This is a genomic window from Enterococcus sp. DIV0546, assembly GCF_051712785.1.
Taxonomy (GTDB): Bacteria; Bacillota; Bacilli; order Lactobacillales; family Enterococcaceae; genus Enterococcus; species Enterococcus faecalis.
In genome coordinates, this window is sequence record NZ_JBIOPO010000001.1 from 1,579,458 (window position 1) to 1,604,018 (window position 24,561).

15 protein-coding genes and 1 pseudogene are annotated in these 24,561 nt (G+C 36.8%); 1 reads left to right on the top strand and 15 read right to left on the bottom strand.

What is annotated here, in order from left to right:
• Positions 1-36: 36 nt before the first annotated feature.
• Complete coding sequence (locus tag IGJ24_RS07745; RefSeq protein WP_002391405.1) at positions 37-1,425, bottom strand: MFS transporter; 1,389 nt, start codon at positions 1,423-1,425, stop codon at positions 37-39.
• Positions 1,426-1,806: 381 nt separating this feature from the next.
• Complete coding sequence (locus tag IGJ24_RS07750; protein ID WP_002361978.1) at positions 1,807-2,661, bottom strand: LysR family transcriptional regulator; 855 nt, start codon at positions 2,659-2,661, stop codon at positions 1,807-1,809.
• Between the two features lie 391 nt (positions 2,662-3,052).
• On the opposite strand from IGJ24_RS07750, the gene IGJ24_RS07755 reads away from it, so the two are divergent.
• On the top strand, positions 3,053-3,883 hold the full coding sequence (locus IGJ24_RS07755; RefSeq protein ID WP_002369253.1) for an MBL fold metallo-hydrolase: 831 nt from the start codon (positions 3,053-3,055) through the stop codon (positions 3,881-3,883).
• Between the two features lie 147 nt (positions 3,884-4,030).
• On the opposite strand, the gene sprE is transcribed toward IGJ24_RS07755, so the two are convergent.
• From sprE to IGJ24_RS07820, 13 genes and pseudogenes are all read right to left on the bottom strand, one after another.
• Positions 4,031-4,885, bottom strand: a complete 855-nt coding sequence (sprE, locus tag IGJ24_RS07760; RefSeq protein ID WP_002364098.1) for a serine proteinase SprE — start codon at positions 4,883-4,885, stop codon at positions 4,031-4,033.
• Between the two features lie 48 nt (positions 4,886-4,933).
• Positions 4,934-6,466 carry a gelatinase GelE gene (gene gelE, locus IGJ24_RS07765; protein ID WP_075578545.1) on the bottom strand — a complete coding sequence of 511 codons (1,533 nt, stop codon included), beginning with the start codon at positions 6,464-6,466 and terminating at the stop codon, positions 4,934-4,936.
• Positions 6,467-6,700: 234 nt separating this feature from the next.
• Positions 6,701-8,044 (bottom strand): sensor histidine kinase FsrC, encoded by a 1,344-nt coding sequence (gene fsrC, locus IGJ24_RS07770; RefSeq protein WP_085443827.1) that lies wholly within the window; start codon positions 8,042-8,044, stop codon positions 6,701-6,703.
• A complete protein-coding gene (gene fsrB, locus IGJ24_RS07775; protein WP_016626960.1) occupies positions 8,041-8,769 on the bottom strand; it encodes a quorum-sensing system protein FsrB in 729 nt (242 codons plus the stop codon). Before fsrB ends, fsrC begins: the two co-directional genes overlap by 4 nt.
• Positions 8,770-8,857: 88 nt before the next feature.
• A complete protein-coding gene (gene fsrA, locus IGJ24_RS07780; protein ID WP_073340375.1) occupies positions 8,858-9,589 on the bottom strand; it encodes a response regulator transcription factor FsrA in 732 nt (243 codons plus the stop codon).
• Between the two features lie 418 nt (positions 9,590-10,007).
• Entirely contained in the window at positions 10,008-11,993 is a 1,986-nt protein-coding gene (locus IGJ24_RS07785) for an amidase domain-containing protein (RefSeq protein WP_289865413.1), read from the bottom strand.
• Positions 11,994-12,074: 81 nt separating this feature from the next.
• Positions 12,075-17,701, bottom strand: a pseudogene (locus IGJ24_RS07790) (TIM-barrel domain-containing protein).
• Positions 17,702-18,205: 504 nt separating this feature from the next.
• The gene (locus IGJ24_RS07795) at positions 18,206-18,601 is read right to left on the bottom strand and encodes a hypothetical protein (protein WP_002361986.1); all 396 of its coding nucleotides are present in this window, start codon (positions 18,599-18,601) and stop codon (positions 18,206-18,208) included.
• 46 nt (positions 18,602-18,647) lie between these two features.
• Positions 18,648-19,664: an alcohol dehydrogenase AdhP gene (gene adhP, locus IGJ24_RS07800; protein WP_010707468.1), complete on the bottom strand. Its 1,017-nt coding sequence runs from the start codon at positions 19,662-19,664 to the stop codon at positions 18,648-18,650.
• 208 nt (positions 19,665-19,872) lie between these two features.
• Positions 19,873-20,853, bottom strand: a complete 981-nt coding sequence (locus IGJ24_RS07805; RefSeq protein ID WP_016616293.1) for a DUF916 and DUF3324 domain-containing protein — start codon at positions 20,851-20,853, stop codon at positions 19,873-19,875.
• Positions 20,854-20,951: 98 nt separating this feature from the next.
• Positions 20,952-21,503, bottom strand: a complete 552-nt coding sequence (locus tag IGJ24_RS07810) for a hypothetical protein (RefSeq protein WP_010822930.1) — start codon at positions 21,501-21,503, stop codon at positions 20,952-20,954.
• Complete coding sequence (locus tag IGJ24_RS07815; RefSeq protein ID WP_002401395.1) at positions 21,496-21,855, bottom strand: hypothetical protein; 360 nt, start codon at positions 21,853-21,855, stop codon at positions 21,496-21,498. Before IGJ24_RS07815 ends, IGJ24_RS07810 begins: the two co-directional genes overlap by 8 nt.
• The gene (locus IGJ24_RS07820; RefSeq protein WP_202229514.1) at positions 21,831-24,503 is read right to left on the bottom strand and encodes a bacterial Ig-like domain-containing protein; all 2,673 of its coding nucleotides are present in this window, start codon (positions 24,501-24,503) and stop codon (positions 21,831-21,833) included. Before IGJ24_RS07820 ends, IGJ24_RS07815 begins: the two co-directional genes overlap by 25 nt.
• Positions 24,504-24,561 lie beyond the last annotated feature (58 nt).

Sequence of the window (24,561 nt, forward strand, 5' to 3'; positions counted from 1 at the left end):
TTTGTCTTCCTTTCCCTTCAAAAAAATCTTGATTTGTTAAAAATAAAACCTAACTCTGCGCAATGACTTTTTCGCTAGCGGAGAATTGGATAAATAACTTAAAAAGATAATCGCAATGGCGCAACATCCAAATAAAAGCCATACGTTTGTAAAAGGTGTTCGAGTAAGCGAACTAGTAATAGGCTTTGTAATTAAAAGACTTGGTAGCGCAACCCCTAAAGAATTGCCAATTTGCTTACATGTCACCGCAATGGCTGCTGCCGTTCCTGACTGAGAAAGTGGCATTCCTTCAATCGCTGTAATGGTAATCGGTGAATTTAACATCCCAAACCCAATGCCTAAAAAGATATAAATAATAAATAAAATAATCATAGGCGTTGTTTTAGTTACAAATAATTGTAAAAAGCTAACAGCCAACATTGAAATACCACAAAGCATAATAGGACGTTTCGTCCCTATTCTCCCTACCATTTCGCCGGCTCTCGGTGCAACAAGAAAACTAACAAAAGCCAAAGGAATGGTTGATAAGCCAGCTTCCAACGGGCTGAAGCCTCTCATTTCTTGCAAATATAGCGTGTTTAAAAATAAATAGCCGTTATATATGATGAAGCCAAAAATAGCTAAAAAAGAAGCCGATGTAAATGGAATAGATAAAAAGAAACGCGGGTTGATTAACGGATTGTCAATGTTATATTCATAAATAAAGAAAATGACAATGGCTAAACAGCCGATTATCCCAGTACTTAAAATATCTGGCGCGAAAAGCCCTTTTCTAGGTAGTCCGATAATGGAATAGATAGAACTAAATAGAAAAAGAATCATCAATGCTTGACCAACAAAATCATTTTTCGCCGTTTTCTCTACTTTTGACTCAGGTACAAACTTTTGTGTAAGGATAATTGCCGCAGCAATGATCGGTACATTTACAAAAAAGACATACCGCCAGCTAAAATAAGAAACAATTAGTCCGCCAATAATCGGGCCCATGCCTAAGGAAATCCCTGTAACAGAGCCCCACAAGCCAATTGCTTTCGCTCTTTCTAACTTTTCGGTAAATACCTGTGTAATAATAGACATTGCTACCGGATTTAACATAGAACCGCCAATCCCTTGCAACATGCGAAACGCGATCAATTGCCCTGGGGTTTGCGAAATCCCACATAGGAAAGACGCTAAACCAAAACAGGCTAAGCCCAATTGAAGGACTCGTTTACGGCCAATTCGATCTGCTGTAGACCCAGACAACAATAATAAGGATGCTACCATTAAAGTGTAGCCATCTGTTACCCACTGTAATGTAGACAGATTCGTGTGAAAATCACTTTGAATGGATGGTAACGCCACATTGACAACCGTAACATCCATGGTCACTACAAACAAACTCATGCAACAAGTATACAAAATAACTTTTTTTCTATCGATCATAAAAACAGTCCTTTCTAGCAACTACATAAAACAGGAAAAGCAACAATGACACTTAAACTTCTAACGACACAGTTATCGCAAGTACTCACGTATCAACAGTTCTTTATATTCCTTGCCATTTAGTTATTTTATATTTAAAAAAGTAAATCTTTAGATAGCCAAACTATACACCAGAACCCCTTTAAATTGAACCGTAATAGATACGATTTATCGATTCTTAAGTTATTAAATAATTGAACATTCTGTTCAGAAATATCGAACAGCCCCATAATTGAGCATCTCTTTTAAACAATGAACAACAAAAATAGCCTTATCCGCAGCAAAAGTAAATCTAAGCGAATAAAGCTATTTTTGGTAACTATTCCAAAGTAATTTTAATGGCTAAGTCTCTAGCAACTTTTGTAAAGTTGCCTTGATTTGACCAGGTTGGACAAAAACCGAACTGGAAACATTTCGGTATAAATAAAATTTTTGTTTTCGTTCAATCGGTAAAAAGAAGAGTTTAGAATCAATTTCCTGCAGTTGTTCTTTCCGAAGAGAGATTACCGCATAAACTCCTTTACTTTTTTCAATGAGACGAGTAAGCATCAACGTATCGTAGCAACAAACAAGCGGACTTGTTAATTGCAACATTTCTAGCACACTCTTGGTAGCTTCTAAATGATCTAAGTGATGCGGCAAAAATAGAAATGGATAGTTGGTCAAACAGCTGAAGCCTTCTTCCTCAATTTCTTGTTTAATTTCTCTTGAAACACAAAGATACATTTTTAGTTCAATTAATTGTTCTTTCTTTAAAACTGGACTATTCACATCTGCAGAAGTAATCACAAAATCCAACTCATGATTCTCCAATTTATTCAATAACTCAAACGATGAACCATGGTAACATTCCCAAAAACGATTCAGTTGATCCTCATTTTCTGTCACTTTATACATCAAGGACGTATTTCCAAAACCTAAACGCATCACTGGATTCTCAATCATTTCATGCAAATTAAGTTTCATTTTCTTAGCCTCGTTTAAAATGATATATACAGATTGGACGATTTTATCACCATAGGAATTTAACGTCAAAGAATTCCCGTTACGGTCAAAAAGTAAATGGCCCAATTCACTTTCCAAATCTTTTAATGACGCACTTAAGGTTGATTTACTAACATGGAGTTCAGAGGCTGCTTTGGAAATACTATTATATTTTGCAATGGTATAAAAATATTCTAATTTTTCAATAGTCATCTTTTGTCATCCCTTTTATTCAAATTCATTTGCCCACGTAACCTGTTCAAAACACGCCTCACTCTTTATCAATAGCGTAGTTATTTTTGCTCTAATAAGCTATGTCCATCTTGTTATTTTTCTATAACTAATAGCAGATGGATATGAAAGTGCCTTTGGTAAAACTTTTTCTCGGAAATAGCATGAACATTCGCAACAAATTCAGCTTATTAAAAAAGGCGTCTAGCTTTTTCTATTTTACGCAAATTTACTTAAGAAATTCCATTTCAATTCTTCTCTAAAAAAGGTAAGATGGACACAACAAATGTTTCAGTTTCCATGCCCATTTACTTTAAGGTTCAGCGTTATCTACTAAGTATGAAGAATGTCAAAGAAAGGTTAGGTACTCCCAATGAAAATCAACTATTTAGGTACGGGTGCAGCAGAACGGATTCCAGGAATTTTTTGTAATTGTAAATTATGTAAGTACGCTCGAGAGAAAAAAGGACGAGAAATTCGTACACAAACTCAATTAATTATTGATGATGTCCTACTGATTGATTTTCCAGGGGATTCTTATTTACACCTGTTGCAGTACGACTTGTGTTTTGCAGACTTTGACTCTTTACTAATCTCTCATTGGCATTCCGATCATTTTTACGGCGAGGATTTGGCTTATCGAATGTCTGGTTATGCATTAGATATTCCAAATCGTTTAACTGTTTACGGAAATGAAGCAGTTAAGACGTTTTATCAGCGCGCCTTTGATTTAGAAGGTCGTCAAGACGATACCCGATTACATTATCAGGTTATTCAGCCCTACAAATGTTTTACTATTGCGAACTATACGATTTATCCCCTTCCTGCACAACATGGAAATTTCAGCGAAGATTGTTTTATTTTCGTTATAGACGATGGTAAAGATGCTTTTTTATCCACCCATGATACAGGTTACTTTACGTCAGAAATGTTTGAATATCTTGAAAAGAGCCATTTACTTCTTAGTATTGTTTCTTTAGATTGTACTAGTCAAACAAACGAAACTGGCAATAGTCATATGAATTGGGAAGAAAATTTAAAATTAATTGCAGAATTAAAAGAAAGAAAACTCGTCACAGATAAAACGATTTACGTTGCCAACCATTTTTCTCACAATGGCGGCTTGTCTTATGCGGAGATGGCGGCTTTATCTCAAAAGCATGAAATCATTACGAGTTATGATGGTTTAGAAATACTAACTTAATCGGATTATTTGCCTTCTTTTCAGCACTATTATATGCTTTTAACCGATAATTACAAGGTACTTATATCGTAACTTACACTATCTTAAAAAACAAAAATACTCGAAATTTCCCGTGATCCTGGAAATTTCGAGTATTTTTATGGTTCTTTACGCTGCTGGCACAGCGGATAAACGTTTATTTTCTTCTTCATTCACTCGATTGACAATAAAGTTATAATTCACTTCATTTAGTCTTTGACCATGGTTTCCTGTTTGCTTAATGCCGCCATTGGAATGAACACCAACTACTTCAAACTGAGCATTATAGATTGGGGAACCAGATTGACCACCTGTTGTATCGATATCATAAAATAGTAATGGATTTTCTAAGTCTGTAAAGTTAGATGTAAACAAATCATTTTCATGCGACCATTGCGTGTGGTTTTTCTCACCTGGATAGCCTGATATTGTGACATGGGTATCTGAAGATTCAAACTTTTTCAAAACAAATGGCGTTAAAATTTCTCCCAACTCTGGGCCATCTGGACGATCGTTTTGTTTGCCGACAGTCACTACCGCAATATCCGCATTCGGGGAAAAAGCTACATCAATCACTTTGAATTTGCCAAATGGTGTCGCACTGCCATCTCGACCTGGATAAAACCAAGCATCATCTTTGGCATTCGGATTTAATACTTTGGCATTCTTAAAACTTTCAGCCACATGATTATTGGTGACAATTGTATTAGTTCCAACAACAAAGCCTGTTCCTAAAGAAATATAGCCTGGTTTACTGGCAGGGGAAATGATTCTTCCGATTGACGCAAAAGGCGCTTCGGTTGTATCTGCCACTTCTTGTCTTCTGTCTTCAGGGTCCAGTAACGATCTTTTTTGTCGTGAATGACTTTCGGCAGGAACGATATACTCTTCTGCATTTGCAGACAAGCTAAAACCGGCGATCAAAGTTACTAAAATCAGAAACAAAAAACCAGCACTAATTTTTCGTATGGAGAACTTTTTCATAAGATTATGCCACTCCTTATCCATTTTTATTTAATTGGGGAATTTTTTTTATTCATTGACTAGAACAGATTCACTTGGTTGGTTTACCTGAATGTCTTCTTTAGCTCCGATTCCAGCAGAGTTAAAGGCTGCTGACACCACTGAAGCTGCTTCATCGCCATATTGAACTTTTGCAGCAGCAAGCATCGCATCACGAGCATCACTGAATTGTGCTTTAGGTGTTAAGTAATTTACTAACGAGCTGTAGAAAATAGTCTGTGCTTTTTCAATGCCTAAGTTCTGGATAATGGTGTAACCAATCCGATTAATAATTCCACTATTATAATGAACACCGCCTTGATCATAATAAGGCGTTCCTTTATACCGTGCTCGATCGTCGTATTGAGCCATGGTTTCTGGTTGTCCGTGTTTACTTGGCGTTTGTAAATTTCGAATACCTGTTTTTCGGTCAACACTCTGAGTATCCGCACCAATTTCTGGATTAGATGCACCCGAAATAATATAACCCATCAAATCAGAATAAGATTCATTCAAGGCACCTGATTGTCCTAAATATTCTAAACCGGCAGTATGTTCCGTCACACCATGTGTCATTTCATGACCAACTACATCTAAAGAGGAAGCATACGTTTTTCCTGTTGGTGTACTTGTTTCACCATAACGCATTGCTTTTCCATCCCAAAAAGCATTGTCATAAGCATCTGGATGTTGTTCATCAACAACTGACAAGATGGGCATCCCTCGATCATCAATACTGTGTCGTTGGAAATGATCTTCATAATATGTTTTTACAAATTTTCCATGCGTATAGGCGTCAACAGCATTCTGATTTAATGCTGTTAGTGATGGTGCTTGAATAATAGAATAATTATTTTTGCCATCAACTACTGCATGGTAAACCCCTGTGTTATCCGTTCCGTGTAAAGCAATTCCCGTATTGCTTTTTTCAACTGGTACATTAAACGTTACTTGAAAAGAGTTTTTTAACGTTACTTCACTACCGACATGTTCCGTTAAATCTTGTTTTTCCATAATTGTTCCATCTGTAGCGTTCACTTTATAAACCAATGATACGGGGTCACCAGTTGGTGAAGAAGTTACTCTGACTTTATAAAATAATTGCCCCTCATTATTTACACGTTTGTCAATAGCTAAAAAGACAAGATCTTTATTTTCCGGATTATCAGAAGCAATAATTTTTTTAACTCCTTCTTCACCGATTGCATCAACCGATTGAATTTTCACAACTTGATCAACTGGATTTCCTGTAACACTTGTTACTGCACCGTTTTTATCTAAATGAATAATCACATTATCTGAATCAACAGTAACGCCTTCCGTTTGCTTTTCTAACTTAAGATGCTTCATCCCCCACGCATCTTCTTTTCGATCTACAACCGTATATTGTTCAGCAGCTGCCTCAGAAATTGCCTCCTTTTCCAACTTCGATAAAACTGTTGAAACTTCACTTTCTGAATAAACTTGTTCTTCTGCTGCTACAAAAAGTGAAGAAAATAGACATGAACTTCCAACAAAGATGCCTGTACCTAAAATGTATAAAATTTTATTTCCCTTCATCAAACGATTAACTCCTTCCCCAGTTTCCTTTTATTTCTTTTCCCAACAAAAGTATTGCTTTATCCTCCCTAATCTTTCCCGTTAAACGACCGCCCCTTTCCCTGCGTAAATATTTGTTGCTATTTTCATTATAGACAACTACCTAACCGGCACTATCTAAATTCCTTAATCAGCCGACATTTTTCCCTGTATTGCCCCTCATAACTCAATACCATAGCAAAAAAGTTGTTAACAAATTCATTCGTTAACAACTTTTTTACTATTATGATTTTTTTCAATAATTAAATGTTGAGTAACCGATCCTTCATTGAAGGATGTTTGCAAATCAAATTGATCTGAAAAATCAACAATTTCTTTTACATATAACAATCCCCAACCGTGCTCTTCTGGGTTACTTTTAGAACTAAATTTGGTTTTCTTCATAACCTTAAAATCAAATTCGGCTTGGACACTATTTGTTATCACAAACTCTTGTGTTTCATTTTTATTGAAAATTGAGATAGCGAACATTTTCAATTCTGATTTTGCACTGTTTTCAATCGCGTTATCTAATAGAATAGCCAACAAACGAATCACAACCACTAAGTCGATTGATGTATCAAGAATAAATACTTCTGGCACATCAACAATCACTTTTAGTTTTGCTTGCTTTGCGGTATTAATTTTCATACTTATGAGTGCCTTAAGTTCCATATTTTTCAAACGATTTAACTTCATAAGTTCAAATTCTTCATTATCAATAATTTTTTTGGTTGGTGCAATCGTTTCTTCATAAATTCTTTTGATTTCCAGAATATCTTCGTATGAAATAGCAATTTGTAAACTATACAATAAATTTTTATAGTCATGACGAAACATCGCTAGCTCTTCGTTAATGGATTCTATTTTTTCAGTATAAATCGTTAAATTATTCAATAATTGAATGTTGATACGTTGTTCTTCCAAATAAGCTTCAATGACTAAGCCAATCAGAATTAAAAATAAACCTACACTTATTAATAACTCCAATTTAGAACTATTTACCGTGACAAATCCTCGCATAAAGTCAGGTGAAATCTCTGGCGAAATCAAAAACACAAAAAGTAACAACAGAATCAACAATAAAAGTAAACAACCAAAAAAAATTCGGCTATTTTCTAACACACGATTTAACCTTAAAAAAACACTATTGGGAATTTTTAAAGCAATCCAGATATTTATAAGCAACAGAATAACATTTGAGGCAATCCATAATAATTTATTTTGATAAATCTGTTGAAAAAAAACACTTAAAATCGTTTGCTCCGTGTAATTGATAAACGAAACCATAAGCAATGTAAAAACGGATAAAAATATCGCTTTAAAAATTGAGAACCTCTTTTTGTGAATGAGTAAAAATCCTGTAAAAATAACGACTGTCAGCGCATAAATCAACCAAGAGTAGCCCAACATTAATGCCGCAAACGAACAAAGATTAATGACAATAAGCAATGAAAGTAACGGTATTTTACATTCAATCTTGATCAATGTTACTCGTAAAAAGACAAAAACGATAAAGCTAGATGCCAGCAAAACGTTAGTAGCTAATAACGACAAAATCATTTTTCAATATTCTTTTTAGGTTTTTCAGTTTGTCCCATCCATTGTCCAAATATATTGGGCGAATTTTGATTTAATCTAGGCTTAGTTCCCACACCATCACTGACTTTTGCAACTCTTTTTTCAATAACATTTTTAATTATTTTTTTACCAAATTTCATAAAAACACTTCCTTCAATTAAATTTTTTGTTACAGGGAGTATCATCAGACCTTGGATGACGAGACCGTAGAGTATTACTGAAGCAATCTTTTCTTTGACAAACAGACTACATAAAATAAGTAAACACACCCTTATAAGGCTTTGCTTTTTGAGCACGTTTAAATCAGATGGCTGAACAGGTTCAATCGCTGTTCCTTGTGGCGCATACCAATAAAATAATACGACTAAGAGGCACATCAATAGAATTTTATAAATAAACGGTAAGCTCACAGAAGAATTTTTCAATACAAATGGTATGGCGACATAGATAACAATGCTTTCTAGACGACAGAGCCATTTAGTTTTTGCATGCCAGCCACCTGCGACAGGCCGTAAAAAAATCAGTACGACGTATACAATAAAGGTTTCGCTTAACGTCCCAAATAAAACTGATAAAATCAGAATCATCAGAAAATTAAATAAGCCAGAAAAATAAACGGTTAGATAATACTTTGTCCATTGTGTTTTTCCTGATTGATCTTCCTGATCCATATCCATAATATTTTTTAGAATCCAATCGATTAGCATATCGCCCTCCTCTTCAAGTATTGCACTAAATTATAACGAATATAGCGACTAATAGATAGATAATTCCTTAATTAGTCATTATCCCTCCCTAAGTAAGAAATAGCGCCTTGACCTGAGTATAATATCTTCTTGAGACTGGTACTTCCGTTCCGTCTCTCATAGTTAAAAGATGCGTTTTATAATTTAATTTTGACGCATATTTTTTATTGATGATGATTGATTGATGGACTCTAATCAAATCTGGATGCAGTTGTTCAATTTTTGATAACGTTCCATAAAATTCTCTTTTAAAATTTTTTCCAACCATTGACACACGATGATCGTATTCCGTTTGAAAGAAATAAATATCATTAATATCCATTTTTATAGAAGACGCTTTTAAGTTAATGATAATATATTCACTTTTTGTCTTTATATTTTCTTTTTGTTGAATATATGCATCGACACATGTTTCGACCTCTTTTTGGAAATCTAGAAAATCCACGTTCTTTTGAATAAATTGAAGAGCTGAAACCATATATTTGTAGGAAGTTAAAACTAATTCTGTGTGAGTAGAAATAAATACAATCAGACTTTCACTGTCTGTTTTTCTAATTTCTTTAGCAACCTCAAATCCTGCCTGGATATGATTGTTCATTTGAATATCTAGGAAAAAGATATTTAGTTGGGCGTCCTGGTGTGCCACTTGTAATAATTCATCTGAACGTGAAAATAAATGGATTGTTTCATTATAAATATTTCTTGAATGTAGGATATTTGTTACCAATGCTTCTAACGCTTTTGCTTGAATAATTTGGTCTTCTAATATATAAATAGCCATTTGTTCACTCATCCCTTTCTCAAGAAGATATAAAATTACACAACAAAAGACAAATGATTATAATGTTCAATCAATTTATGCAACAATAAAAGAGATAAAAAATTGATTGTCTGTTAGTATATTCACATAAATTTAGTATAGCGATTTCAGTAGTTTCCTGCAAACAAAAACATAAAATAACAAAGCATCAAGAAAGAGTACTTTGGACTATTCATCTTTTTCTAACGAATCATGAGGACTATTGTCTCTTCGTTGATGAAAAACAAAGAATCAACCGCCAAACTGTTCTTGTCATTTTATACATGACAAAATCAATTCATTGGTCGATTCTGGTTATTTTAATTTGTTAGTTCACACATGGATCATTGTGCTAATTTTTTACTTAAACATCCACACTTCTTCCTGTTGAATGAGTCGATTAAGCGCCAATGTAGGTCACGCCACTACTATAAGCAATTACATTAGGTAAGACACGATACGAAATCGTTTGATCATTGATGACATTGCTTTCAGAAATAATGATTCCATCAGAAGTGACCGCTTCAACAAAAGCAACATGTCCATATTGATTATCTGCGCCAGCAACTCCTGGTTGGAAACTAATCGCACGACCAGCTTTAGGCAATGAACTAACTTGATAGCCTAATGCACGTCCTTTTCTTCCCCAGTCACTGCCATTTCCCATAAATTCATCCAAAGAAGTGCCCAACTGTTTGAAACGATTATAGACATACCACGTACATTGGCCCACGGGATAGCTACCACTTCGATTATAATTGATCCCATCATAGACTGGAAAATGCATTTGTTGCTGTTCCGCTTCCGACAGCTCATTTTTAGATTGGATAATCAAACCGTCCACTGTTTTTGGTAAATCAAATTGCGTTAAGTTATAAACCGCAATTAACGAATTTAATTTATTATCGTATTGCTTGTCTGTTGCATATTTACCTGTTAAAAAACGCGTTGCTTGAAGGTAGTTTTTGGCTTCCGAACGCCACGCCGGTTTATAAAAATCTTGGTTTCCATCAATCCCTTGTCGGAATAATTGAACATAATCTTGCAGTGAGTCATTATAGCCACCGTAATCGCGAAACCCAGCGGAAATTGTATAAAGTTGGCCCCTCTGATCAGCCTCTTTTGTTGAAAAGCTAACACTATTTCCTTGGAACGAACCTTTCACGCCAAAGAGATTATAATAAGGTTCTTTGGCTAGTTGACTTTCGCCAGAGCCACTTTCTAAAATAGCCTGAGCTATCATCACTGATGCAAAAACATCATATTTTTCGCCAAGTTCTCTGGCTGTCTCACCAATTTTTTTAATAAACGCTGTGGTTTGTTCTGACTTCTGCATTTCAAATGACGCACCATATGTTGCTAAAACTTCTTTACCATACTCCGTTAATGTGAACTCCTTAAAAGGATTAGTCACTACCAAGCGTTTTTCCTCTTTTGAGTCTGGTTGTTGTTTGGCAGTATAGATATTCTCTAACTGAGCGATTACTTCTGGTTTCTCTTTAGAATCCGATTCCGCTGCGGCAATTAAATATTTTCCTTGGCCAAGATAAACACCATTTTGAAGCGTTTTTCCTTCAGCTGTTTGCCAAAAAATCAGATCACCAGGTTCTGCCTCCTCTATAGAACGAGCTTTACCAAATGTCATTTGTTCTTGCGGCGTACTGCCAATGTCTATTTTAAATAATTGTTGGTAAATTTTTTGGGCAAGGAAACTACTGGTTAATGCTTGCTCCGTCAAATTAAATTCTTTTTTTGTTTTCCCAATGTGTCTTAATGCTTCAGCCACCACAACTGCCCGTTTCTGTTCGTCAAAAGACGACAACAGTGGAAGTTCGTAGCCTTTTAAATTTGAAGAAGCTATTTCATCTACTTTGAGGGACGGATTTAACGATACAGCCTGATTTTCTTCAACAACGTTATTGGTGGCTTCAGGAACTTGAATAGGTTCTTCAGGTTCTTGCTTGGTCACAGGAACTTGTGGTGGTTGCGATTGTTCAACAGGCTGCATGATTTCTGATGATACCGTTGGCTCTGTAGGTTCTTTTTTTGTTTCAGAACTAGTATTTGTGGTTGTCGTTTCTGTCGTTGAATGACTCGTTGATTCGGTAGTCGTATCGGTAAAACTACTTGATTCAGATGACGAACTACTAGTGGACGTTGTAGATGTAGCAACAGTTGTTTCGGTTGTTTCGGTTGTTTCGGTTGTTTTGGTTGTTTCAATTACTTTTTCTTCCGAAGTAATTGTCGTTTCCGAGGACAGAGCTGTTTGTAGCGAGCTACTTGGTAATTCTGCAGCCAACGTAACAACTGGAGCGACTTCCAAACTCAGAAGAACGAGAATACTTGTTAAAACAAGTAGTTGATTCTTGATTTTCTTTCTTTTCATTCGTAAAAATCCTCTCCTATTACTTACTTGCGCATTTGCACACTGTTTTTGTACAAATGCGCCTTGTAAGTTAATGATACGCTAATTTTGGTCTTTTTTATTTTTGAAGAATAATTTTCCTAAACCAATACTTACTATCAATAGAAAACCACTGATTGACCAGATTGGCGAAACAACTTCATTTGCTTTTGGCAAAGTGCCAGAAGTGCTGGTTTTCGTTGTCGTTCCACCTGTTGCTGTGCCCTTTCCTGTGCTGGTTACGCTACCAGTCCCGCTAACCGTGCCATGATTTCCATTGTTGCCTGTAGAGTTGCTACTGATTGGCTCTTCTGCCATTGCTTCAATGGCTTGTGCTAAAATACTTAAACATTTGTCCACAGCTTCTTGCGTCGCACTTGGGTCCTCAACAAGTGCTTTTGCTTGTTTAATTGCTTCAGCTAAAGCTTCTTGCGATGCTTTTGTAAATTGTTTTCCTGCTTTAGGTTTCAATGTTTCTGCTTTTTGAAGCAGTTCTTTCAACTTTGTTTTATCCGTTTGAAGGACTTGTTCCTCTAAACTATCCAAAGCAGTTTTTACATTTTTTTCAGCAGTATCAATTTGTTCTTGCCGAGCATTTTTATCAGCTAAAATCCCTTCCGCTTGGTCAATTGCTTCAGTTAAGCGCGCTTTAGACTCGCTGGTAAATTCTTTTCCGGCAGATGGTTTGATTGCTTTTGCTTTGGCTATCATTGCCTCTAAGGCTTTTTTATCTGTAACTAACGCTTCTTCTTGTAACCCATCGATGGCACTAGTTAATTCAGCAACCGCTTCATCAATCATTTTTTGATTAGCTGCTGGGTTTTCCAATGTGTTTTTAGCTGCTAAAAGCGCTTTTTGTAAATCTTGTAACGAGGAGGCAGTAAATTGGTGCCCTTCACTTGGAGTGACTTGCTGCGCTCGTTTGACAACTTCTTGTAATTGATCTTTATTTACAAGGGGTACTTCTTTTAATTGAGCCATTGCAGTTTCCAATGCGTTTAGAGCCGCTGAGACTTCTTCTTTTGTCGCCGTTTCTTTCGCTACGATTGCTTCAGCCGCTTGAATTGCTTCTTGCAATTGTTTTTCTGTTTCTTTTGTAAATTGGTATCCTTCTTCCGGCTTTATTCCTCGGGCTTGAGCGATTTGCTCTTTTAAAGTTTCCTTATCAACGGCGACGGGTTGTTCTTTTAATTGTGCAATTGCTTCACGCAATGTTTTAGTCGCTTGGTCTATTTCTTCTTGGGTAACTTTTTCTTGAGCAAATACTTTTTGAGCTGCTGCTAATGACTCTTCGAGAACTTTTTTAGTTTCTTCGGTGAATTCTTGCCCATCACTTGGTTTCTTCGCCAGCCCCTCTTGAATTGCTTTTTCTAAATCAGCTTTATTCGCTACATCAGGCATTTTTTCCAACTGACTTGCAGCCTTTTCTAGGTTTTCCACAGCAGCAGAAACTTCTGTCTGTGTGGCTTGTTCATTGGCTAGAACAGCTACTGCCTCATCTAAGATTGGTTTAAAGATTGCCCAAGTTTCAGGCGTATATTCTTTTTCGACACGTGCTTGATTTAGCGTAATTAGCGCTTGTAATAACTCTTTATCTACTAGCTCTGTTGGCTTCACCGTTACAGAAAAATCTGAAAGTGTGGCTTGTTGGAATCCTTGGCCCACTAATAAGCCTTGACTCATATCAAATTGTAATGGCTGCTCAACAGTTGTCGCACGTTTTACGCGAGTTGTTTCTTTTACTTTAACTTTAAAGGTAACTAAGTCCATTGAACCATTTAACAATTGTTTATTTCCTTGATTACTAAGAACTAAATACAGATTCTCCACATCATTTGAATGTTTCCGATATTTAGAATAATTTTCCATTTGTTTTGTATTATTCGTGGTTGCAGGCTGACCGACAAGTTCAAATTTGCTAGAATCAAAGGACATTTTTGTGCTTAACGCATTAATGTTTTTTAAGTCTTGACCTTTAAGTGTAAAGGTTAATGTATCGCCAGGAAGATAAGTATCCTTGCCATTTTCATTAACCACAGCAAGGGATAAACCGCCCGCAATTTCTTCGACATCAGGTATCTCAATCCCACCATCTAATTGTCGTAAAACATAACTGATATCATAAGCATCAATTACCCCATTTTTATTTAAATCACCTTTTTCAACATAGCCATTAAAGTCACTGTCCACCGATTCTAAGCCTGTATAGTTTCGATAACTCATTGCATCATTTTCATCAATCGTTCCATCGTTAGTAATGTCTCCATGTAAGATTCCTTCTGTTCCTGGTTGTTTGTAAAAGAGCATCTCACGACCAGAGCCAAAATTACCCACCGATTTTAATACCTTCATTTCAACAAAACGATACGCTTGGTCCTTCGTTTCAATGGTTTTTGTCAAAGCATCTTGCTTCCAGTTAATAGGTTCTGAAAACTCTGTCCAATTAGCTCCATCTTTCGACGTCCGATACTGGAGCTGCAAAATATTTCCGTTGCCGGCATTGTCTCTTGGCAAGTATTCAATTTTATCCATTTGATACTCCGCACCAAGATCAAATTTTAAAGACAAGAAATTTCCATCACTTGGATTAGCGATGCCGGTTGACCAGTTCGTATGCCAACCTGTACTCAAATCTTTATCTGTTAATTTCTTCAATTCTGCGCCTGGTTGTTCTGGTAAATTACTTGTTGCTTTGACTTGATTAATTGTTTCTTTATAGGGATCATCTTGTGTTTTTCCTTTAATCGGTTCACTCCATTCAGAGACCCCGTTTTTTCCAACAGCTCGAACTCGAAAAGTATGTTCGCTTAAAAAGGAAAATCCATCAAATGTTGCTGTATTCGTTTGAATATTTCCGAAAACAGTCCCGTCACGCTCTACTTCATAGCTTGTTGCCTCAGTTACTTGATCCCATTGAAGAGTCAAAGAAGATGGCGTTGTTTTTTCTTCATTGATTGCGACATTTGCCGGAATAGTTAACTGGTCATCGACCGTTGTATTTCCTCCGTCAACCGTTCCTTTATTAATGAAACCTTTGACAGTTATTTGAACATCTTTGGCGGTCACAGATTGTTTCGCTAGTTTTACTGATAACGCTGATTGGTTCAGTTTTTCTCCTGAAGCTTCAGAAAGATACTGATTCACTTGGAATTCTTTATCAAAATAATATAGATTTGTGCCAGCTAAAAATTCTTCTTTATTAGCTGCTTGTTTCAAGGTTACTTCTGTTCCCCCCACCATTGCTGTTACGCTTTCGGGCGCTTCTGAAGCTAGCAAATCAAGCGTGGTGCTTCGTTCATCAACAAAGCCACTATAACTTCCTTTTGTCGGTTCGATAGTAACGGTCAGATCCCCTTTTTCGTTTGATTTAGGGCCTTGACTATTTATTTTAGTCGTAGCTGATTGCCCAGCTTCATAACTAGTTGAAATTCCGTCATCTTCATACATATTAAAAGAAGTGGCGCCATTTGGATAAATCAAGAAAGATCGTTGATCCCGTTGGATTTCCTTTGGATTGTTGTTTGGATTCGTCATTGGGATAATACTGCCATCTTTGACGAAAACGGGCACCTTCCACAGCGGTGTTTTTACTCCATTTAAGACACGGCCACCTTGATATTTTTCGCCTGTAAATAAGTCAACCCAGACTTGTTTTTCATCTGGTAAGTAGATTCCATCACGGATTGAATTTCCTGCCTCATCTTGATTGCCATTATAAATTGGGGCAACGAGTAAATTGGGTCCCCACATATATTGGTATTGAGAATCTTTTGTATATGCTGTTCCTTCATTAGGAAATTCTAAAGCCATGGCCCGTACCATTGGTAGTCCATCAACTGATTCCTTGGCAATACTGTAGTTATAAGGCATCATCATTGATTTTAATTTTAGATACGCTCGGTTCAAATCTGTGGCTTCTTGATCAAAAGCAAATGGCGTTTTTGGATTGGAGCCCCAGCCGTCCATATTTAGCTGCACTGGTGTAAAAGTTTTCCATTGGAAATCACGTATGTTGACCTCTTTATTTTTTCCACCAAAAATTCCATCCATATCTGAACCGACATTTGGTTGTCCAGACAACGAAGTCCCGATATATGTTGGGATATGGAAGCGAATATATTCCCATTGACCACCCGTTTGATCGCCTGTCCAAATACCAGCGTGCCGTTGGGTTCCGGCCCAACCATCTAATGAAACAATCATCGGACGAACTGCGCCGTCTGTTTCTTTTACAAAAACATTCGCGGCATCTTCTACACCATTTAAGCCAAAGGAATACCCATACCCGACCCACGCCACGTCAGTTTTGAGAGCTTTAACACCAGCGACACTAACTTCTTTCGCAATATCCCGTTCTCCTTTTTTAGGATTTTTAGGATCCGCTGGATGGAGATTAGATTGAGTCCACAGCCCCACTTCAACACCATTGGCTTGAGCATACTCTGTAAATTCTTTTAAGTTTTGTACATCGCCGTCCAATGAATCTGTTTGGCCATAGCCAGCACCGTAGCCGTCATTTGGCAAGAACCACCCTAACGGCATATCGTTTTTCTTATATCGATCAATAACTGCGCGTGCAGAAAATTGATAATTCTCTTTTTCTCCATTTAAAGATTCTAGCGTGCCATTTAAGTTTCCTAGATCGCCTGGTTGGTATTCTTTGTAAAAATTACCATCTTCAAACTTAACTGCTCCCGCGGTTCCTTCTGCTACTTTCACCCAATAGTCCCGATTATACGCGTTTAAATGCGCTTCATAGAACCCGTATTCTGGCATCAAAGCTGGTTTCCCGGTTAATTCATAGTAATCTTTTAAAATACCTGCTGAGGAATCATTAAAGAAATAAAAAGCATCAAAATCTGTTCCTTCGTGCGTTGTTGTGGTTGTTTGTGGATCATGACTTCCAAAATCATAGTTGCCAGGTTTCCATGTATTTCGAACAACGCCATACCCTGCAGTTGACCAATAAAATGGGTTAGGCGATGCTACTCCGCCATCTACCCAATTGTTCGTATTGACAATCTGGATAGCTGTTCCTTTATGCGTAAATCGACCATTTTGAGTTCCTCCGCCAAAATAATTTTCTTGACTACTTTGTTTTAACGTTTGTGTAGCTTTATCATTTTTAAAGGATAGCGGAGCGGTTTCTTCTAAAATAACTTGATTCTTTTTCTTGTCTAGAACCTTCATTAAAGCGCTTTTTTTTCGAATATAATTTTTAAACCATTATTTTCTAGAATAAATTGGTTTCCTGATTCTGTGATGTTCGTTTGCTCAAAGGCTTGTGTGCCATAGTCGGCCATTGTTTTAGCCGTAATTTTCGCAACATGCTTTGGATCATTTGGCGTTGGATATTCTTCAAATTTACCAGTTGGATCTAGATGATAGCGAAAAAGATGGTCGTTTAAAATACTAATTTGTGCTTTTTTGCCAGAAGCATACGTAATGACAAAGTTTTTCTCCGCTTTTTCAATCGACACAATTGCTCCGACTGACTTTGCTGAATCAGCTACGTCTTCTTTTGCTGTTTGCTCTTGCGCATCAACCACTTGAGAATCCATCGTAACAAACGAATGGAACGCCAATACAGACGAACTCACTAATAAAAATGTCAACCAGTGCTTTTTACCGTAAATTTTTTTACCCTGATACTCTTTGTTCATTTTTTCCTCCTTAAAATTGCTCCCCATAGAATAGTTCCGACACAATTACTCACAAAATCCAAAACCCAACAAAGTTTTATCCAGATGAAAAGTCATAACGATTTTCTTAGTTTACTGAGACTGTTAGAAAGTCAGTTTCAGTAACCCCTTCCTAAACACATCCTTTCAATAAATTATTAAATGAAAACAATCCATTTTCATCTTATATAAAAATTTTAGTACAGAATCACAATTTCCTGATGAATGCGTTTTCATTTATTGACTACCAATTTTTCACTTTTTTAATAACATAATTATCGTATGATGGTTTTTTTGTGTTTGTCAACGGTTAATTATAGCAGCCACCATTAACAAGTATTAACCCTTGATAAACCTGTTAATTCACTTATAATGATGATTTTATTGCGAAAATATCTACATCAGAAAAAGAAAGACTTTTTTCAAAAATCTAATACCTGTTGCTCAAATTTAGTCTATTTAAAAACAATCAACACCCTCCTGCTCAGCAAGAGGGTGTTGATTACTCGTTTTTTAGTGATTGATTTGACTTGCTGGTGTGAAAAGCAAACTAATGATGATGCCAACTATCAGTACCGCTAGCAATATAAAAATTAACTTTCCAAACCGGTGATAGGGATTGATCGAAAGCCCAATCCCATAAACTTTCGGAACCCACAAAGGAGGCGTTGGATTATCTTTTTGATCTTTATAGGCTATCTTTAAAATCTGCCACGCAAAATACAACAATGGTAAAACCATAATTACCCCAACTATACCTAGCCATTTTGCTAATAAGTCACTAGTATGCAAAAGACTGATTGTCAGAATTGGTACAAACAAAAGAATAAAGCTAATTGTGGCTCCCACTTGTGCTTGCTTAAGCAGTCGTCTCTCACGGAGAGTAAGATTCGCAAACATTCCATCCATCCTTTCATGGTTTTCAGATTAAATCAACGAATCACTAAAAACTAAATTAACTGCGAAAATCAATGACCATGCGCCCGCGAATTTTTCCTTGTTCCATTTCTTCAAAAATAGCATTAATTTCTTCTGGTTGGCGTGTTTGACAAACAGGAACAACTTTTCCTTCTGCACCGAATTGGAAAGCTTCGCTTAAATCTTGACGGGTTCCAACTAACGATCCGACTACGTGAATGCCATCAAGAACAAGACGTGGAATAGATAAATCCATTGTCTCAACAGGCAATCCAACAGCGACAACCGTTCCTCCCGCACGGACTGCATCGACTGCGCCATTAAATGCTGATTTAGCTACCGCAGTGACTACTGCTGCATGGACACCACCAATTTCTTTTTGAAGTTGTGCAGCAAAATCAGGATCTTTAACTGGATTAATTAAAAGATCAGCACCCATTTCTTTCGCAAAAGCTAACTGATCATCATTCACATCAACAGCTACTACTTTTGCATTAAAGACATGCTTGGCATATTGTAAAGCTAGATTACCTAGCCCACCTAATCCTGAAATCATTAGCCATTGACCTGGACGAATCCCAGATTCTTTTATCGCTTTGTAGGTTGTTACCCCTGCACAAGTAATAGAGGAAGCTGGCTCTGATGCTAAATTTTCTGGCACTTTCACTGCATAACCGTCTGTGACGATGCATTCTTCGGCCATGGCACCATCAACTGTATATCCAGCATTTTTTACTGAACGACAAAGCGTTTCTCGACCAGAAGTACAATATTCGCAATGCCCGCAGCCTTCATAAAACCATGCAACAGATGCACGATCACCAATTTTTAAACTAGTAACGTCTTTTCCAACCTCCGTCACAATCCCAATTCCTTCGTGACCTAAGGTACAACCGCTAACATCGCCAAAATCTGCATTCTTAACGTGTAAATCCGTATGACAGACACCACAGACTTCCATTTTCAACCGCGCTTCATTATCTTTCAATGGACGCGATTCTTTTTCAACAATTTTTGTTGTTTTTCCTTTTGCTGCGACAATTGCTTTATACATGGTTCTTTCCTCCTTGTTTCTATTGTGAATCATTGAACAATAATAGTATAATACTACTTTCCAAAATAAGGAACACCAATGACTTGCGTAAATTAACGCTAATTTGACAATTTATCCTTGCTAGACAGCTATTCTTCCCTTATGTCATAGATAATTCATACTGGCATGATTTTTTCTGCATAATTGTCAACTATTTTAAAGGCAGGTTTTATAACCTCATTTTTCCCTTCTTTTTTCCCAAGATATAGCAGACGGTACCTAAAATAACTAGAATTAAAAAGGCCATGAGGTACTTAAGCCAGTGAAGGTTTTTGACTTTATGATCAACAGAACGCTTATTATACTGATCAGCTTGCTTTTTGTTTATCGTGAAATCTTTTGAGAACGTCCAGCTCCCCTCATGGTTTTTCAACTTAATGGTATAGGTATAGTCTCCAGGTTTAAACGAATCTTTCAGTAAAATAGGCAGGTCAAACCTTGTGTTTGGTGCAAAACTAAGATTATTTTTCTTTTCGTGAATGATCGTTTTGTTTGTTCCTTTTTCTTTAACAAAAAAATCTCCTTCGACTTTTGACAATAACTTCCGCTGTGGATTTTTAATTTCCATCGAAACAGTATTGTGGCGGTTAATTTGCCCAATTTTAACAGAACCACTTTCCAATTTTGCAGGTATGGTCTCTGCTGTTTCATTCACCCGAATAGCAATCGTATGCATATAAACATTTTGAATCCCACCCTTGCTTTGGTCCCCAGCTATCTCTACAGGTCGAATCGTCACTCCACCTAATAAAATTCCTGAGAATAACTTTTCTGGCATCGTTATTTGAAAATCAATCGTTTGTGATTGTTTACCAGGAACACTAATGTCCTTCCTATTGGGACTAATCAAATCACTAAGTACCAAACTCATCGATGGATCTTTTTCAAAGCTACTTTTTGTATAGTCAACTATCCCATTACTATTTGTTGTTGCTGTATTTACCTGAACTTTAAATTTTTGAGGGTTCGGCGTAGTATTGGTTATCGTTAATTTGAATGTATCTTTTTGTTTCGGAGTTAATGTCATATCAAAAAAATTACTGGTTTTGTTATTTTGAGTTGCTCCGAAAACGGGTGTGACTGTATACGCATTCGCATTGTCAATTGTTGCTGAACTATTGGTATTAGACGGCTCTGCCCAGGCACGCATCGCTCCACCTAAACAGAGAATAGTCAATATAAAAAGTATCTTTAAAATTCTTTTCAATTTATCTGCCTCGTTTTCTTACATCGTTTTATGTTAAATTCTTAGGCGGGTGCTCCATCGATGGCATTCCAGACGATGGTCCCAGAGTAGGTATTTGCAGCAATACTTTTAGGTATATTTAACGTTGCATTTAAATCGGCTGTCGTGACAGTGTCTGATAAACGGATATCACTTTTATCTAGCGAAATAATGGTTGAAGCATCTGTGGTTAAATCAACGCCCGTAAAGGTACCTTTTTCAGAAGATCCGTCAGGTTTTTTAGTGTCTAAATGAAGTGTCATTCCGTCTAAGCCAGTGACACCTTTTCCTTTATCTTCTAAATTCGCTGTCAGATACCAACCTGTATTCGTTGTCCCACGATTATCATTAATTATAAGTTGCGACTTGCTTTGATCTGGTTGCGTATGATCTTGGCCGTCTTTTGTCACCGTCCCAAAGTTAATTTGTGCTAATGGTGTAATGGTTAATCCGCCACCTAAAACCGACACATTCGCTGTGGTATTGGTATTATCAGCCGCATTCACAGTTTGTTGTCCAATTAAAAAGATCCCTGTTCCTAAAGTGATAGTTAAACCAATTATTTTTTTATTCATTATTTTTCCTCTTTTCTTTATAAAGTCCGACGATTAATGTACTTCCGAGTACCACGATTCCTAAAAGCGTCTCTTGAGACGTAATCTCGTTTGTTTTTGGTAAAAAATTAGGTTGTCCTCGTGAAGTTGGCATATCGTTAGTCTGCGGTATAAGCTCATTGGGATGCGGAACAATATCCTCACTCTCTTTCACTATTACCATGACTTTTGTGCCAGCTTGTGCGTCAGTTGTCTTGTCTTCAGCTTGTGCTTGAATTGGCAAACCGAGAATAAAGGCAACAAACAATAAATCATAGATAAACCATTTCACAGCTATTCCCTCTTCCCTTACGGTGTTGCTTCTAAGTTCCAAATTAACTGAGCTTCATATTTATCAGCAGGTGTGACTTTTGAAATAGTTAATGTGGGCAATAATTGTAATTTCGTCAAAACTTTTTTATTTTTGATAGATTGGTTACTTACATCAGCTACTAATTGTTGCTCATCGTTAACCATAATATTTTGCTCAGTTGTTACATAATCGACTGACTTTGGATTTAGCGTGAGATCAAGCCCTGCGTCTTTCCACGCTTGTGTTTTCTGATCATTTAAATTATAGGCTACTTCAAGCTGCCAGCCAGTTGTCCGATTAGGATCCCCCGTATCTTCAATGTTCATCTCACAACTTTTTAATGTCTGTGTTTGATCTTGGCCATTAAATTTTACGTTCTCAAAAGGCATTAGTTGTTCAGATAAGTGATAAAAGTCTAGACGATTAGAGTAATAGTAGGTCCAATCAACAGTAATACTTTTACTAAAACCTACTATTTTAGAGATATCATAAGTAATTTTATAGACGCCCGCTACTTCATCGTTTACCTGATCAGGCGTATAGCGAATCGTTATCTTGCTATAAGGAATGGACCGCCCATCATTATCTGTTGCACTATCAAAAAGACGTTTTGGATCGAAGGGCGTCCCCACAGAAAAGCTGTCGTTATGTGCACCAATATGAGCTGAAGAGGGAATGACTTCTAGTGCAGTCTGCGCCTCTAATCCTAGGTAGTTATAATCAATTTCATATTTACCAACCACTTTTGTATCCACCGCATCTACTGGGACCTTTTGCTCTCCGTCCAGTTTATATATGGTGACACTTACGCCTCGAAAATCACCTTTTTTACCATCTGGTGTTTGTAAGCTAGTCACTTCACTTTCTGGTTGCCATTGAGTATATTGATAAATCGTATCTTGAGATTTAACTTTAATTTGCGCTTGATCAATGTGCACAGCTAAACTTTTCTCATTTGAGTAGCTTTTAGATGTATCATCAACATCAAGAATTCTAAATGTTAATGTGTAATCTCCTGAAGTTGGTAAAGCATCTGCTAAACAGTTAAAACTAACGCAATCATCTGTGACTGGTAAATTTTTTAAATCTTGCTCCCCAATTTTATGAAAATCAGTTTGGGCAGCACCTGAAATTTTTTCTTCAATCTGAACTTTTCTAGTTGTCGGAGCCTTAACGGTTAGTTCTACTGGTATCTTTTGTTGCGGGTGAAATGTTGTTTGACCTTTAACAAAAGCTGCCCTTTCTAAACTTGGCACTTGGTATGGATCTATTGTGACGCGCATATATGTTTTATCTGTGGGCTCTGAAGAATCCGTTCCTGGCGGATTGACTAACGGCAGCCCACAACCATCTTTGCCACTAAACAAATAAGTTGTTAACCCGTTTTGCTGTTGTGAAGAGACATTCACATTGGCCTTAGGATCAACTGTGTGAGTATGAAAATTAACTACGCGCGCAAACCGTTGAGCAACATACCCATCTGTCCAATTAAGCGGATTGTCTTGTCTTTGGTTCATCGTAAACTTTGGTGATAAAAACTCCCCTGGTAACATCGTTGTGCTTTCAGGTATTTCAGGATATTTAGAGGCATCTTGGGTATTGTAATTGGATAATGGATTGTCTTTATCACCGCTGTCCCATGGCGAGATATAAGAAGACCAAGTAGCCACTTTCCCGGTGATTCCAGTAATAATTTGATGATTCAAATTATTTGGATCTTGCTTTGCTGCTGCCGCTAAACTTGTCGCACGTAACCACATGTCTGCACTAGCCGTTACCATATTATGATTAACTGTATTCGTTGTATCTGAAAATCTACCCAATTCATACGTCCGGCCAAAAAAATCTGCCGATAACAAAAATTGATCACTCTCATTACCATCCGACAAAACATTTGATACAGGTAAGCGATGTTTCGTTAAACTTTTATTGAGGGAATAATCCTTCGAATCGCCATCTTTCATCAAAGTTGCCACATCTAAATCAAAATGAAGCTCAAATGTTATTTTAGTTTTATCAGGTTCATTACTCCAAATGTCATAAATTTTCCCAAGAGACAAATCAATAGAATCTCCACGTTCACAAAACATCACCTGATGCTCAGTATCAACCCCACTATAGTCTTGTTCGGGATCACCCCACCCTGGTGAACCATCTTCTGAAAAACCGTTAAACGTCCGCATTCCTTTTGTGTTGATGATTGATATTCGTGTATTTTTTTGTCCACTAATTGAATAAAAATTTTCTGGATTATCCGCATAAGCCTTGTCATAAGCCGCTTTAAAATTATCTGCACTTATATTTTCTGGTAAATGAAACATCAGACCATATTGCATCCCATCGGTATCGAAAGCAAGAGCAGTAATTTTTTGTGTATGAGAAGTGTCCACTGTTCCGGATAATTTTACGTGTAATTTTCCTCCAAATGATCCATCAGGACCACCACCATCGTCATGGCTTATCTCCATTCCATAAGGTAAATCAGTTCTCAAATCAATGGCTATCCCTCCCGCTTGATAGAGTGAAGCTGCCTCACATTCTTGAAAATGCACGCTCAAAAAACAAGAAATCGTTACCAATAGTAGACAAGAGTAAAAGAAATAAGCAATGCTTTTTTTTCTTTTGCAGGTTGGCATTTTAATTTTTAATTGTTCGTTGATTTTTTTCATTGCTTACTCACCTTGACCTTTTTTGGAATTAGAAACTAAATAATAATTATTCTAACTA